The following is a 13926-nucleotide window of genomic DNA, read 5'->3' on the forward strand; positions in this document are numbered from 1 at the left end:
TCAGGAAGGACCACAGGCGACCGATCATGAATCACGCTCAGCTCACCGCTCTGGGGCGCGCTCTCCGGTTGCTCGGGGAGCATGGGGAGGCTCTCGGCGGGGACACCCCGGACGCGCGGTTGCACGAGGTCAAGGCCGATCTGCGGCGGGCTCTCGATCTGCTGGAGGAGAGCGTCACCACCGCCGCGCCCAGCACCCGCTGCGCCGAACATCCGACGGGACCCGTCGACGAGAGCGCGCCCGACCGGTGTCTGCTGTGCGAGACCCGGCGCCGGGCCGCCCGGCGGGCCGAGTTCAACGGGCCCGCCGCGCCCGCCGCCTCCACCGGGTCCACGCCGTCCCGGTACGGCGTGCGCGGTGACCGGCCGCAGCCCCAGCAGCGGTGGCTGCCGGAGCTGTGGAACGGACAGGAGTGGCAGTTGTGCGGCACCCCGCGCCGGGACCGCCGGGAGGCCGAGCTGTACCTGGCAGCCCAGCGGCGGGGTTCGCGGCCCGCGATGGCCTACCGGCTCGTGCACGAGTTCACCGACTACGAGGTGCTCCGGGTCTGGGGCACGCCGGTGCGGGTCGACATCGAGCCGATGGGAAATCTTTGAGCGACGGCGCTCACGCCTTCGCGGACTCCGGCAGCGGCCTCGGCATCCCCGAGGGTGCCGCCCCGGACGCCTGACCCCCCGGGTTCTGTCGGGGCAGGAACGACGCGACCACGAACGCGAGGAGCGCGGCTCCCGCGCCGACCGCCAGCACCGTGCGGAAGCCCTCCCGCGACGGCAGCGCGAACGAGCCGAACGTCGTCGTCATCTGGGCCAGGATCACACCCGCGACGGCGCTCGCCACCGACGTACCGATGGACCGCATCAGCGTGTTGAGGCTGTTCGCCGCGGCCGTCTCCGACGCCGGTACGGCGCCCATGATGAGCGCGGGCATCGAGCCGTACGTGAAGCCGATGCCGGCGCCGATGACGCAGGAGACCAGGACGAAGTGCCACACCTGGTCCATGAGGGCGATGTCGAGGACGTAGCCCGCCGCGACGATCAGGGCGCCGATCATCAGGGTGACCTTGGGGCCCTTCGCCTTGGAGACCGCCGCCGACACAGGCGCCGTGGCCATCATGACCAGGCCGGACGGGGCCATGACCAGGCCCGCCGCGAGCATCGACTGGCCGAGGCCGTAGCCCGTCGCCGACGGCAGTTGCAGCAGCTGCGGAATGACGAGGGACATCGCGAACATCGCGAAGCCGACGGCCACCGAGGCGAGGTTCGTGACCAGGACCTGGCGGCGGACCGTGGCGCGGAGGTCCACCAGCGGCTGCCCGACGCGCAGCTCCCACCAGCCCCAGACGAGAAGGACCACGACGGCCACGCCGAACAGGCCGAGCGTGGTGCCGCTGGTCCAGCCCCAGTCGGCGCCCTTGGAGATGCCCAGCAGCAGGCAGACCAGGCCGACCGCCATGCCCAGGCCGCCGACCAGGTCGAAGCGGCCACCCGTGCGGACCTGGGACTCGGGCACCAGGGCGAGAACGAGGACGCCGGCCACGACGCCCAGCACGGCCGAGGTCCAGAACAGGGTGTGCCAGTCGAAGTTGTCGGCGATCAGCGCGGCGGCGGGCAGGCCGAGGGCGCCGCCGACGCCGAGGGAGGCACTCATCAGGGCGGTGGCGGAGCCGAGGCGTTCGGCGGGGAGTTCGTCGCGCATGATGCTGATGCCGAGCGGGATCACGCCCGACGCCAGCCCCTGGAGGACCCGGCCGACGATCATCGGGCCGAGGTTGTCGCTGAGGGCGGCGGTGACCGAGCCCGCCACCAGCATCACCACGCTGACCAGCAGCATCCGCCGCTTGCCGTACATGTCGCCGAGCCGGCCCATCACGGGCGTGGCCACGGCGGCGGCGAGCAGGGTGGCCGTGACGGCCCAGGCGGTGTTCGAGGACGAGGCGTACAGCAGCCGCGGCAGCTCCGGGACGATCGGGATGACCAGTGTCTGCATCAGGGACACGACGATTCCGGCGAAGGCCAGCACCGCCACCACGGCGTTCGGCCTCGGCGGGGCGGAACCCCCGGTCGGGGCGGGGCGGGCAGGGGTGTCGGGCATGGATGGCCTCCGTCGCGGACATGCGAAGTACTTGACTCAGGCAACCTTAAGTCAGTTGATTGACTTACTCAAGAAAGACAGGTCAAGGTCACGCAAAGAGGGGCGGAACCCAGGTCGTCCCAGGTACCGCCCCTCACACGTGGTCTCAGCTCAGCGAGCCGAGCGCCCCCGCGTCCCACGCCGTCAGCTCGTCGAAACGCCCCGCCAGCACCTTCTGGGCCCACCGCGGATCCTGGAGCAGCGCCCGTCCCACGGCCACCAGGTCGAACTCGTCACGCTCCAGCCGGTCCAGCAGGTTGTCGATGCTTCCCACCCCGGCCCCCTCGCCCGCGAACGCCCTCAGGAACTCCCCGTCCAGGCCGACCGACCCCACCGTGACGGCGGCCTTGCCGGTGAGCTTCTTGGTCCAGCCCGCGAGATTGAGGTCCGAGCCCTCGAACTCCGGCAGCCAGTAGCGGCGGGTCGAGGCGTGGAAGCCGTCGACGCCGGCCGCCGCCAGCGGGGCGAGGATCGCCTCCAGCTCCTGCGGGGTCCCGGCGAGCCGCGCGTCGTAGGCGTCCTGCTTCCACTGCGAGTAACGGAAGAAGATCGGGAAGTCCGGCGAGACGGAGGCGCGCACGGCGGCCACGATCTCCGCCGCGAACTTCGTACGGGCCACCGGGTCACCCCCGTAGGCGTCCACACGCCGGTTGGTGCCGGCCCACAGGAACTGGTCGATGAGATAGCCGTGGGCCCCGTGCAGCTCGACGCCGTCGAAGCCGATCCGCTCGGCCGCCGCGGCCGCCTCGGCGAAGGCCAGGACGACGTCGTCCAGGTCCTGCTGGGTCATCACCCGGCCGGTCCCCTCGGTGCCGTCCGTCCGCACGCCGGACGGACCGACCGCGGGCGCCTCGGGGTACGGAGGCTGACCCTGACGGCGCACCATGCCGATGTGCCACAGCTGCGGCACGATCTTCCCGCCCGCCGCGTGCACCTCCTCGGCGACCTTCGCCCACCCCGCCAGCTGCTCCTCGCCGTGGAAGCGCGGCACGTCGTCGCTCTCCCCGGCCGACTCGTGCCCGACGTAGGTGCCCTCGGTGACGATCAGACCCACGCCCGCGCCGGCGCGCCGGGAGTAGTACGAGGCCACGTCCGCGCCGGGGATGCCGCCCGGCGAGAACTTGCGGGTCATCGGCGCCATCACGATCCGGTTGGGGACGGTCAGGCCGCCCACGGTGAAGGGCCGGGCGAGGACCTGGGCCGCTCGGGAGATGTCGGGGGAGGCGGTGACGGTCACGTGGGGGCTCCTCGGGGTTGCCGGTCGGCGGTCGGGCACACGCACGTGCTTCACGGGAGACTCATGCGTATGCGAATTATGCGTATGCATAGAAGCACACTTCCGCGACAACCGCCCTCCGCCGCCCGCCATTCCGGGCCGTCCCGCACGACTTCATGTGATCCGGGCCACTCACAGGCAGCACGTCCGGGCGGAAGAATGCCCGTATGACGAAGCCCGCCGCCCTGGTGCCCCCGCAGGAGCTGGGGCGATCCGCCGTGGTGGCCAACAACACGATGAACCGGGAGCGCGGCCTCGCCGGCGTCAACAGCTACACCCGCGAGCTGGGCCTCGACCCCCTGCGCCGGCTGACCGGCCGTCCCGCGCCGTCCTGGCTGGACCTGTGCAGCGGCGAGGGCCGCGCCCTGCGCGAGGCGGCCTCGGTCCTGCCCTCCGACGCCGTGCTCACCGGCGTCGACCTGGTGGGTCCACTCGTCCCCGCGCCGGCCCCGCCCACCGTGCGGGAGGTCGTCGCCTCGGTCGCGACCTGGACGCCGGTACGGACGTACGACCTGATCACCTGTGTGCACGGGCTGCACTACGTCGGCGACCAGGTCGGGCTGCTCGCCCGCGCCGCCTCCTGGCTCGCCCCGGACGGGCTGCTGATCGCGCACTTCGACCCGGACTCGATACGCGACGCGGACGGCTCACCGGCCGGCCGGGCGGCGGTCGCGGCGCTGCGGCGGGCCGGATTCGGCTACGGCCCCCGGCACCACCGGCTCACCCTGCGCGGCGGGCGCGCGGTGCGGCTGCCGTTCCGTTACCTGGGCGCCGACCCGGCGGCGGGGCCGAACTGGACCGGCCAGCCCGCCGTCGCCTCGCACTACGCCCCCGCGGACTGAGAACGCCCGAGGGCGGCACCCCCTGTCTCCAGGGAGTGCCGCCCTCGGTACTTACGGACGGGTCCGATCCTCTGAGGGATCAGAAGTCCATGTCACCGCCCGGCATGCCGCCGCCGGCCGGGGCCGCGGCCTTCTCCGGCTTGTCGGCGATGACGGCCTCGGTGGTGAGGAAGAGCGCGGCGATGGAGGCGGCGTTCTGCAGGGCAGAGCGGGTCACCTTCGCCGGGTCGATGATGCCCTCGGCGATCATGTCGACGTACTCGCCGGTCGCGGCGTTCAGACCGTGGCCGACGGGCAGGTTGCGCACCTTCTCGACGATGACGCCACCCTCGAGACCACCGTTGACGGCGATCTGCTTGAGCGGGGCCTCCAGGGCGAGCTTCACGGCGTTGGCGCCGGTCGCCTCGTCACCCTCGAGGTCCAGCTTCTCGAAGACCGTGGAGGCCTGGAGCAGGGCCACGCCACCACCGGCGACGATGCCCTCCTCGACGGCCGCCTTCGCGTTGCGAACGGCGTCCTCGATGCGGTGCTTGCGCTCCTTGAGCTCGACCTCGGTGGCGGCACCGGCCTTGATGACGGCCACGCCGCCGGCCAGCTTCGCCAGACGCTCCTGGAGCTTCTCGCGGTCGTAGTCCGAGTCGCTGTTCTCGATCTCGGCGCGGATCTGGTTGACCCGGCCGGCGACCTGGTCGGCGGAGCCGGCGCCGTCGACGATGGTGGTCTCGTCCTTGGTGATGACGACCTTGCGGGCGCGGCCCAGGAGGTCCAGGGTCGCGTTCTCCAGCTTGAGGCCGACCTCCTCGGAGATGACCTCGCCGCCCGTGAGGATGGCGATGTCGCCGAGCATGGCCTTGCGGCGGTCACCGAAGCCCGGGGCCTTGACGGCGACGGACTTGAAGGTGCCACGGATCTTGTTGACGACCAGGGTCGACAGGGCCTCGCCCTCGACGTCCTCGGCGATGATCAGCAGCGGCTTGCCCGACTGCATGACCTTCTCCAGGAGCGGGAGCAGGTCCTTGACGTTGGAGACCTTGGAGTTGGCGATGAGGATGTACGGGTCCTCCAGCACCGCCTCCATGCGCTCCATGTCGGTGGCGAAGTACGCCGAGATGTAGCCCTTGTCGAAGCGCATACCCTCGGTGAGCTCCAGCTCCAGACCGAAAGTCTGGGACTCCTCGACGGTGATGACGCCTTCCTTGCCGACCTTGTCCATCGCCTCGGCGATGAGCTCGCCGATCTGGGTGTCGGCGGCGGAGATGGAGGCCGTGGAGGCGATCTGCTCCTTGGTCTCGACCTCCTTGGCCTGGTCGAGCAGCGCACCGGAGACGGCCTCGACGGCCTTCTCGATACCGCGCTTCAGAGCCATCGGGTTGGCACCGGCGGCCACGTTGCGCAGGCCCTCGCGGACCAGCGCCTGGGCGAGAACGGTGGCGGTGGTCGTACCGTCGCCGGCGACGTCGTCCGTCTTCTTGGCGACTTCCTTGACCAGCTCGGCGCCGATCTTCTCGTACGGGTCCTCGAGCTCGATCTCCTTGGCGATGGAGACACCATCGTTGGTGATCGTGGGGGCGCCCCACTTCTTCTCGAGGACGACGTTGCGGCCCTTGGGGCCGAGCGTCACCTTCACGGCGTCCGCGAGCTGGTTCATGCCGCGCTCGAGGCCGCGCCGCGCCTCCTCGTCGAACGCGATGATCTTGGCCATGTGAAGTGGTCCCTCCAGGACTGGGGGTGATTCCTTCGGACCGCGCCCGCGCCCGCGACGGACGGCTCGCCTGCCCCGTGGTTCCTTGCCCCACACGGCTTGCGGCCTCACCGACCCGGTCCTTCTTTGTCACTCTCACCTTCAGAGTGCTAACGCCAATGATTAGCACTCGCCCCTGCCGAGTGCAAGCGCCTCCCCGGATCCGGGCGAGGTCTGCGCCGCCCGCGGACACGCCCCGGCCACGCACGCCGAAGGGCCCGCGCCTCCGGGGAGGCACGGGCCCTTCGAACAGAAATGTCACATACGGTGGTCGCGCGCTTAAGCGGTGAGACGAACCATGTCGGCCTGCGGGCCCTTCTGGCCCTGCGAGATCTCGAACTCGACCCGCTGACCCTCTTCGAGGGTCCGGTAGCCGTCCATCTGGATCGCGCTGTAGTGGACGAAGACGTCCGCACCACCGTCGACCGCGATGAAGCCGTACCCCTTCTCCGCGTTGAACCACTTGACGGTGCCCTGAGCCATGCCTAACTCCCCTATTACTGGCCCTTGCACAGATCCACACTTCGCGGATCCGGGTCAGACCTCGCCCGCCATTTGCTGAGGGGCGTGCGCCGGAACGCGTCGACCGCGGCTGAATGTATCTGTCCAACTGCCGTCTGCAACAGGTCAATCGGACGAGAAATCTGGGCGTCGACGGTCGGTAATTTGCGGAGAATTCGCCCGGATTCAGGGCAAGTCGGGCTCCATAAAAGGAATGAAAGACGCAAAAGAGCCACACACTTTGGCTACTTCTCATCGCATCGGAGCCGGAACTCATATGCGCCCGGCATGTGGGGCCGCGACGCGTTCCCCAACTCTACCGCGCTCAACCACACTGAATTGCCCCCTCCGCTTCTCTCACGGAGGGGGCAGTTCGATGAACATTGAGTAATCGGAGTTACTCACGGTAATGCGCGGGCGGTTTCAGCGGGCCGTTCAGCCGCCGGCGACCGCCGGAATGATGGACACGCCGACGCCGTCCGGAGTGGCCGTCTCCAGGCCCTGCTCGAAGCGGACGTCGTCGTCGTCGACGTACACGTTGACGAAACGCCGCAGCTTGCCCTGGTCGTCCAGGACCCGGGCGGCGATACCGGTGTGGTTCTTCTCCAGATCGGCGATCACCTCACCGAGGTTCGCCCCCTCGGCGGGGACCTCGGCCTGGCCGCCGGTGTAGGTGCGCAGGATCGTGGGGATGCGGACGGTGACGCTCACGTTGAGACCTCCGGTGGAATGACGGACCTGGGGCACGGGGGAACTGCGCGGCCGGCCCCCACCGGCCCGCAGCATGACGGTTCAGACGAGTCCAGCCTCGCGGAACGACTCCAGGCTGGGCCGGATGGTGGCCGTCAGACCCGTACCCGCCACCGCGTCCAGCGTCTTCAGGCCGTCCCCGGTGTTCAGCACGACGGTCGTCAGCGACGGGTCCAGCACACCGAGTTCGACCAGCTTGCGCGTGACCCCGACGGTCACCCCGCCCGCCGTCTCGGCGAAGATCCCTTCGGTCCGCGCGAGCAGCTTGATCGCGTCCACGACCTGCTCGTCCGTCACGTCCTCCACCGCGCCGCCGGTGCGCCGCGCGATGTCCAGCACGTACGGTCCGTCGGCCGGGTTACCGATGGCCAGCGACTTGGCGATGGTGTGCGGCTTCTGCGGCCGGACGACGTCGTGCCCCGACTTGAACGCGGTCGACACCGGCGAGCAGCCTTCCGCCTGCGCCCCGAAGATCTTGTACGGCCGGTCCTCGACGAGCCCGAGCTCGATCAGCTCCTGCAGTCCCTTGTCGATCTTCGTGAGCTGGGAGCCGGAGGCGATCGGCACCACGATCTGGTCGGGCAGCCGCCAGCCGAGCTGCTCGCAGATCTCGTACGCCAGGGTCTTGGACCCCTCCGCGTAGTACGGCCGCAGGTTGACGTTGACGAAACCCCAGCCCTCGCCGGCCGGGTCGCCGATCAGCTCGGAGCAGAAACGGTTCACGTCGTCGTAGTTGCCCTCGATGCCGACGAGTTCGCCGCCGTAGACCGCGGCCATGACGACCTTGCCCTGCTCCAGGTCGTGCGGGATGAACACGCAGGAGCGGAAGCCGGCCCGGGCGGCGGCGGCGCCCACGGCGCCCGCGAGGTTGCCGGTGGACGAGCAGGAGAGGGTGGTGAAACCGAAGGCCCGCGCGGCCTCCAGTGCCTGGGCGACCACCCGGTCCTTGAAGGAGTGGGTCGGGTTGCCGGAGTCGTCCTTGACGAACAGCTTGCCGGGCTCGACGCCGAGTTCACCGGCGAGGCGGTCGGCCTGGACCAGCTCGGTCCAGCCGGGGTTCAGGTTCGGCTTGCCGGCCACGTCGGCCGGGACGGGCAGCAGCGGCGCGTAACGCCAGATGTTCGCCGGGCCCGCCTCGATGCGCTTGCGGAGCTCCTCGGCGTCGTACGCGGAGAAGTCGTATGCGATCTCCAGCGGGCCGAAACACTCCTCGCAGGCGAAGACCGGGCCGAGCGGAACACGGTGGCCGCATTCGCGGCAGGACAGCGCCGCGGCGGGACCGAGGTCGACGGTGGGGTTGCTGGTGCTGCTTTCGACAGTCTGCACAGCCATGTGAGGCGAGGCCCTTTCTCCTCATCTTCCTCACGACGCATCTCGCCGTGAGACGGAATTGGCACCTTCCCTAGCCGGGAGCCTCGCGGAACGATCGAGAACGATCTACGAGAACCGACTGGAGGGTTGCCGGGGCTTCAACGGGCCGTTTCCCTCTGCCCCTCTGGATGAGCTGTATGTGGTTGTTGTGCGGTGGTGAGAGCCGACGACCCCCGACATGCGATGGTCACCAGCGTTGTTCAAGACTGTAACCGAAGGCCAGGACAGTTGAGATAGTCGTCCGAACCGCGAGATGGATCACAGAAAACGTCCGCTCGCCGAGAGAACGCAGAGGAGCACCGGACTGTGCTGGAGGAAGTCGAGCGCTGGCTGAGCACCCGCTCCTGGTCGCTGGCCGACCGTCCGCTCCACAAGATCCTGGCCGCGAAGCGCGGCACGGGCCAGTCGATCAGTGTCGTGCTGCCCGCGCTCAACGAGGAGGAGACCGTCGGCGACATCGTCGCCGCGATCCGGCACGACCTCATGGAACAGGTCCCGCTGGTCGACGAGATCGTCGTGGTCGACTCCGGCTCGACCGACCGCACCTCCGAGGTGGCCGCCGCTGCGGGCGCCCGGGTGGCGCACCGCGACGCGATACTCGCGCGCATCCCGCCCGTCCCCGGCAAGGGCGAGGTGCTGTGGCGCTCCCTGCTCGTCACCCGCGGCGACATCGTCTGCTTCATCGACGCGGACCTGAGGGAGTTCTCCTCGGACTTCGTCACGGGCATCGTCGGCCCGCTGCTCACCGACCCCGACATCGCCCTCGTGAAGGGGATGTACGACCGTCCCCTGGGCAACGCGGCCGGGCAGGGCGGCCGGGTGACCGAGCTGATGGCCCGCCCGCTGCTGAACCTGCACTGGCCGCAGCTGGCCGGCTTCGTCCAGCCGCTCGGCGGCGAGTACGCGGCCCGGCGCTCGCTGCTGGAGCAACTGCCGTTCCCGGTCGGGTACGGCGTGGAGCTGGGCATGCTGGTGGACTCCTTGCATCTGGTCGGGCTCGACGCCCTCGCCCAGGTGGACGTCGGAGTGCGCAAGCACCGGCACCAGGACGGACAGGCGCTGGGCCGGATGGCGGCGGCGATCTACCGCACGGCCCAGCTGCGGCTGGCCCGCGGCCAGCTCGTCCGCCCCTGCCTCACCCAGTTCGAGCGGGTGGAGGACGGGTTCGAGCCGCGGACGTACTCCGTGGACACGGAGGAGCGGCCGCCGATGGTGGAGATCGCGGAGTACGCGGCCCGGAAGGTGGCCTGACCGTGGGATACGGCTGTATACGGTCCCGTTTCGGGCTCGAACCGTACGTTTGAGCGGATCAGGAGAGGGCTAGGTTGAGGCGTATGGCTTCGACGTACGGTCCTGCGCAGGTACTGGTCGCCTCCAACCGGGGCCCGGTCTCGTACGAGGTGCGTGACGACGGCTCGCTGCACGCCAGACGTGGTGGCGGCGGGCTCGTCTCCGGCCTCTCCGCGATCGGCCCGGACGCCGGCGCGCTGTGGGTGTGCTCCGCCCTCGGCGACGGCGACCGCGAGGCGGTGCGGCGCGGCGTCGGGGAGTCCGGCGTGCGGATGCTGGACATCGCGGCCGACGTGCACGCCGACGCGTACAACGGCGTCGCCAACTCCGTGCTGTGGTTCGTGCACCACATGCTGTACCAGACGCCGCTGGAGCCGGTCTTCGACGCGGAGTTCCGGCGGCAGTGGGCGTCGTACGAGGCCTACAACCGCTCGTTCGCCGAGGCGCTGGCCCAGGAGGCCGCCGAGGGTGCGGCGGTGCTGGTGCAGGACTACCACCTGACGCTGGTGCCGGGAATGCTGCGCGAGCTGCGGCCGGACGTGCGGATCAGCCACTTCTCGCACACGCCGTGGGCGCCGCCGGAGTACTTCCGGTTGCTGCCGGACGACATCGCCGGGCAGGTGCTGCGGGGCATGCTGGGCGCGGACCGGCTCGGCTTCCTCACCCGGCGGTGGGCGGACGCCTTCACGGCGTGCTGCGAGGCGTTCGCCGACGGGCTCGGCGAGACCCGGGTCGGCGTGCACGGGCTCGGGGCCGACGCCGACTTCCTGCGGCAGCGGTCGCACGAGCCGGACGTCGAGGAACGGATGACCGCACTGCGCACGGAGGTCGGCGAGGGCCGGAAGACAATCGTCCGTGTCGACCGGACGGAGCTGTCCAAGAACATCGTGCGCGGGCTGCTGGCCTACCGGCAGCTCCTCGACGACCGCCCCGAGTGGCGCGAACGGGTGGTGCACGTCGCCTTCGCCTACCCCTCGCGGCAGGACCTCGCCGTGTACCGCGACTACACGGCCGAGGTGCAGCGGGTGGCCGAGGAGATCAACGAGCGGTACGGGACGCCGGGCTGGACGCCGGTCGTGCTGCACGTGAAGGACGACTTCGCCCGCTCGCTGGCCGCCTACCGGCTCGCGGACGTGGCACTGGTGAACCCGATCCGCGACGGCATGAACCTGGTCGCCAAGGAGGTGCCCGTCGTCTCCGACGAGGGGTGCGCGCTGGTCCTGTCCCGGGAGGCGGGGGCCTACGAGGAGCTGCGCGAGGACGCGATCGGGGTGAACCCGTACGACGTCACCGGCACGGCCGAAGCGCTCCACGAGGCCCTGACGATGCGCCCCGCCGAACGCACCGAACGGGCCAAGCGGCTCGCGGCGACCGCCACGGCGCTGCCCCCGTCCCAGTGGTTCCTCGACCAGCTCCACGCCCTGCGGGACCGGCCGACGGACTGACCCCGCGGGCCTCAGGGCGCGGTCACGTCTTCAGATGGGCCGCGAGTCCCGCGAGCAGTTCCACGACGCCCTCCGGGCCCGCGACCACCAGGTCGGCGCGCTCCCGCAGTTCGGTCACCTCGTCGCTGCCGCTGCACACCAGCAGGCCGGGGGTGCCGTCGGAGCGGAGCGTGCCGACCGCCGCGTAGGCGGGGAGGTCGCCGAGGTCGTCGCCGGCATAGAGGACGGACTCGGCGCCCAGCTCCCGGACGTAGTCGAGCAGGGCCACGCCCTTGTCCATGCCGGGCGGGCGCAGTTCGAGGACCAGGCGGCCGGGCTCGACGATCAGGCCGTGCCGGGTGGCGAGGTCCGTCAGGGGGGTGCGCAGGGCCTCGAACGCGGCCTGCGGGTCCCCGGCACGGCGGGTGTGGACGGCGATCGCGCGGCCCTTGTCCTCGGTCCACGTGCCCGGCCCGGCGCCGGAGCGGTCGAGCAGTCCGGGCAGTTCCTCACGGACGGCGGCGACGCCGGGGTGCGGGGCGGGGGCGCTGACCTCGCCGCTGACCGCGTCCCAGCGCTCGGCCCCGTAGTGGCCGAGGACGACGAGGTGCTCCAGGCCGGGGACGCCCGCGAAGCCGCCGTGGCGTACGGCGACGTCGGCCGGGCGGCCGGTGACCACCGCGACGGCGGCCACCTTCGGGGCGAGGGCGGCGAGCGCCGGTACGGCGTCCGGGTGGGCTCGGGCCTGCTCGGGGTCGGGCACGATCGGGGCGAGGGTCCCGTCGAAGTCGAGCGCGATCACCGCCTTGCCGGGCCGCGCGAGGATCGCGTCGAGCCCGGCCCGCCCGGCGGAGGTGGCGGGCGTCGGGAGAGTCTTGCCGGTTTCGGTCTCGTGGCTGCCCATACGGCGACCTTATCGACCCGGTGCCCGCCCGGCGGTGCACGCCGGGCGGCCCTAGGCGCCGTCGGCCTGGCGCTCCGCACGGCGTCGCTCCCGTATCCGCCGCAGCCGGTTGACCGTCACCGGGTCGTGCGCCAGCGCGCGGGGGTCGTCGAGCAGGGCGTTGAGCAGCTGGTAGTAGCGGACGGGGGCCAGGCCCAGCTCCTCGCGTATCGCGCGCTCCTTGGCGCCGGGGCCCGGGAAGCCACGGCGCTCCAGGGCGAGGATGTCCTGTTCCCGTCGCGCGAGCTGCTCCCGGTCCATGCTCCGCACGGTAGCCGCCCCCACCGACAACGGCGCTACCCCGCCGCCGAGCTCTCCGCCGTCGTGGCCGTCGACTGCAGCTGGCCCAGGATCGCCGCCGGGCTCCCGCCCGGAGCCACGGCGGAGCCGATCCGCTTCTTGACCTCCGCGCTGATCGACGCCCAGGACGTCTTGCCCACGGGGTAGATCTCGGCAAGGGCGAGTTCGTCCAGGAAGGGCTTGAGGTCCCGGTCCTGCGCCGCGCCGCTCATCGCCTCGGAGGCGGGGTTGGTGACCGGCAGCAGGTCGTACTCGCGGGAGAAGTCGAGGACGTTCCGCTCGCTGTAGACGAAGTCGAGGAACTCGCCGACCTGTTCCTTGTGGCCGTTCTGCTTGAAGGCGAGCATCCAGTCGGCGACGCCCATGGTGGCCTTGGACTCGCCTTCCACGCCGGGCAGCGGCACCATGCCGTACCTCACGCCGTGCTTCTCGGCCATCTTCATCAGCGAGGGATGGCCGTTCAGCATGCCGACCTCGCCCTTGGCGAAGGCGGCGAAGGCGTCGGCCCGGTCGAGCTTGCCCGGGGCGACCGGCCCGGTGAGCTGCTCGCCGACCAGTTCGTCGCGCAGCCAGGTGAAGGTCGCGACGTTCTCCGCGGAGTCGATGGTGTACCTGCCGACCGGGTCGGTGTAGCCGCCGCCCCCGCTGAGCAGCCACAGCATGGTCTCGGCCTGCGCCTCCTCCGAGCCGAGCGGCAGCGCGTACGGGTACTTCACGCCGTCCGCCTTCAGCGCCTCGGCGGCGTCGGCCAGCTCCGCCCAGGTGGTCGGCGGGGTGAGGCCGGCCTCCTCGAAGAGGTCCTTGTTGTAGAAGAGCAGCCGGGTGGAGGCGGCGAACGGCATGCCGTACTGCACCCCGTTGACCTGTCCGGCTCCCGCGAAGGCGGAGGAGAAACCGGCCTGGACGGGTATGGAGAGCAGGTCGTCCGCGGTGTAGAGCAGATCGTCGGCCGCGTAGTCGGCGTACGCCCCGATCTGCGCCATGTCGGGCGCCTTCCCGGCGTCGACCATCTCCTTGACCTCGCGGTCGACGTCGCTCCAGGAGTACACGCTGACCTCGACCTGGACGCCGGGATGGTCGGCCTCGTAGGCGTCGACCAGCTTCGCCCAGTACTTCTTGGAGCTGTTCGCCGCGGTGTCGCCGTAGTCCGCGGCCACGAGTCTCAGCGTGACGTCGTCGGAACCTCCGGTGAGGCCGCAGCCACCCAGAACCGCCGTCATGCCCAGTGCGGACATCACCGCGATCATTCCTCTTCTGCCCCGCCGCTGCACGCTGTGGCCCACCTGTCCATACGTCGTTCACGTCGTCCGGATTACGGATTAAGGTCTACACCACGCAAGTGGACTAGACCTCTTCCG

The 13926-nt window shown here is 70.7% G+C and carries 13 protein-coding genes and 1 riboswitch; of the genes, 4 read left to right on the forward strand and 9 right to left on the reverse strand.

The annotated features are described in order from the left end of the window. Window positions 1-26 precede the first annotated feature (26 nt). Window positions 27-596 (forward strand): hypothetical protein, encoded by a 570-nt coding sequence (locus tag ACFV6X_RS08670; RefSeq protein WP_385379601.1) that lies wholly within the window; start codon window positions 27-29, stop codon window positions 594-596. Between the two features lie 10 nt (window positions 597-606). Here ACFV6X_RS08670 and ACFV6X_RS08675 read toward each other — a convergent pair whose 3' ends face one another. Further along, window positions 607-2091 (reverse strand): MFS transporter, encoded by a 1485-nt coding sequence (locus ACFV6X_RS08675; protein WP_385379604.1) that lies wholly within the window; start codon window positions 2089-2091, stop codon window positions 607-609. 145 nt (window positions 2092-2236) lie between these two features. Further along, complete coding sequence (locus ACFV6X_RS08680) at window positions 2237-3367, reverse strand: NADH:flavin oxidoreductase (RefSeq protein WP_385379607.1); 1131 nt, start codon at window positions 3365-3367, stop codon at window positions 2237-2239. Window positions 3368-3573: 206 nt separating this feature from the next. Between ACFV6X_RS08680 and ACFV6X_RS08685 the strand changes: the two genes are divergently transcribed. Further along, window positions 3574-4248, forward strand: a complete 675-nt coding sequence (locus tag ACFV6X_RS08685) for a class I SAM-dependent methyltransferase (RefSeq protein WP_385379610.1) — start codon at window positions 3574-3576, stop codon at window positions 4246-4248. Window positions 4249-4327: 79 nt separating this feature from the next. On the opposite strand, the gene groL is transcribed toward ACFV6X_RS08685, so the two are convergent. The 4 genes from groL to thrC form a co-directional block, all read right to left on the reverse strand. Next, window positions 4328-5950, reverse strand: coding sequence for a chaperonin GroEL (gene groL, locus ACFV6X_RS08690; RefSeq protein ID WP_365451703.1), 1623 nt, complete (start codon window positions 5948-5950; stop codon window positions 4328-4330). Window positions 5951-6268: 318 nt separating this feature from the next. Then, a complete protein-coding gene (locus ACFV6X_RS08695; protein ID WP_219092312.1) occupies window positions 6269-6472 on the reverse strand; it encodes a cold-shock protein in 204 nt (67 codons plus the stop codon). Between the two features lie 453 nt (window positions 6473-6925). Next, on the reverse strand, window positions 6926-7201 hold the full coding sequence (locus tag ACFV6X_RS08700; protein ID WP_385379614.1) for a MoaD/ThiS family protein: 276 nt from the start codon (window positions 7199-7201) through the stop codon (window positions 6926-6928). Window positions 7202-7282: 81 nt separating this feature from the next. After that, a complete protein-coding gene (gene thrC / locus ACFV6X_RS08705; protein WP_385379617.1) occupies window positions 7283-8572 on the reverse strand; it encodes a threonine synthase in 1290 nt (429 codons plus the stop codon). Window positions 8573-8590: 18 nt separating this feature from the next. After that, a riboswitch (SAM riboswitch) is annotated at window positions 8591-8746 on the reverse strand. 171 nt (window positions 8747-8917) lie between these two features. Here thrC and ACFV6X_RS08710 point away from each other — a divergent pair. Further along, window positions 8918-9862 carry a glucosyl-3-phosphoglycerate synthase gene (locus tag ACFV6X_RS08710; protein WP_385379620.1) on the forward strand — a complete coding sequence of 315 codons (945 nt, stop codon included), beginning with the start codon at window positions 8918-8920 and terminating at the stop codon, window positions 9860-9862. 83 nt (window positions 9863-9945) lie between these two features. Beyond that, window positions 9946-11346: a trehalose-6-phosphate synthase gene (locus tag ACFV6X_RS08715; protein ID WP_385379623.1), complete on the forward strand. Its 1401-nt coding sequence runs from the start codon at window positions 9946-9948 to the stop codon at window positions 11344-11346. A 22-nt stretch (window positions 11347-11368) separates the two neighbouring features. On the opposite strand, the gene otsB is transcribed toward ACFV6X_RS08715, so the two are convergent. The 3 genes from otsB to ACFV6X_RS08730 are packed head-to-tail and all read right to left on the reverse strand — an operon-like array spanning window position 11369 to window position 13803. Next, window positions 11369-12229: a trehalose-phosphatase gene (otsB, locus tag ACFV6X_RS08720; protein WP_385379626.1), complete on the reverse strand. Its 861-nt coding sequence runs from the start codon at window positions 12227-12229 to the stop codon at window positions 11369-11371. A gap of 51 nt (window positions 12230-12280) precedes the next feature. After that, window positions 12281-12529, reverse strand: coding sequence for a DUF3263 domain-containing protein (locus ACFV6X_RS08725; RefSeq protein ID WP_385379629.1), 249 nt, complete (start codon window positions 12527-12529; stop codon window positions 12281-12283). A 35-nt stretch (window positions 12530-12564) separates the two neighbouring features. After that, window positions 12565-13803 carry an extracellular solute-binding protein gene (locus ACFV6X_RS08730; protein WP_385379632.1) on the reverse strand — a complete coding sequence of 413 codons (1239 nt, stop codon included), beginning with the start codon at window positions 13801-13803 and terminating at the stop codon, window positions 12565-12567. Window positions 13804-13926 lie beyond the last annotated feature (123 nt).

Origin of the sequence: Streptomyces sp. NPDC059861 (assembly GCF_042731435.1) — a bacterium.
Taxonomy (GTDB): Bacteria; Actinomycetota; Actinomycetes; order Streptomycetales; family Streptomycetaceae; genus Streptomyces.

What these genes read in the sequence shown, in the direction of transcription:
- ACFV6X_RS08670 (WP_385379601.1), top strand. Translation starts at nt 27, where the DNA reads ATGAATCACGCTCAGCTCACCGCTCTGGGGCGCGCTCTCCGGTTGCTC.
- ACFV6X_RS08675 (WP_385379604.1), bottom strand. Translation starts at nt 2,091, where the DNA reads ATGCCCGACACCCCTGCCCGCCCCGCCCCGACCGGGGGTTCCGCCCCG.
- ACFV6X_RS08685 (WP_385379610.1), top strand. Translation starts at nt 3,574, where the DNA reads ATGACGAAGCCCGCCGCCCTGGTGCCCCCGCAGGAGCTGGGGCGATCC.
- groL (WP_365451703.1), bottom strand. Translation starts at nt 5,950, where the DNA reads ATGGCCAAGATCATCGCGTTCGACGAGGAGGCGCGGCGCGGCCTCGAG.
- ACFV6X_RS08695 (WP_219092312.1), bottom strand. Translation starts at nt 6,472, where the DNA reads ATGGCTCAGGGCACCGTCAAGTGGTTCAACGCGGAGAAGGGGTACGGC.
- thrC (WP_385379617.1), bottom strand. Translation starts at nt 8,572, where the DNA reads ATGGCTGTGCAGACTGTCGAAAGCAGCACCAGCAACCCCACCGTCGAC.
- ACFV6X_RS08715 (WP_385379623.1), top strand. Translation starts at nt 9,946, where the DNA reads ATGGCTTCGACGTACGGTCCTGCGCAGGTACTGGTCGCCTCCAACCGG.
- otsB (WP_385379626.1), bottom strand. Translation starts at nt 12,229, where the DNA reads ATGGGCAGCCACGAGACCGAAACCGGCAAGACTCTCCCGACGCCCGCC.
- ACFV6X_RS08725 (WP_385379629.1), bottom strand. Translation starts at nt 12,529, where the DNA reads ATGGACCGGGAGCAGCTCGCGCGACGGGAACAGGACATCCTCGCCCTG.
- ACFV6X_RS08730 (WP_385379632.1), bottom strand. Translation starts at nt 13,803, where the DNA reads ATGTCCGCACTGGGCATGACGGCGGTTCTGGGTGGCTGCGGCCTCACC.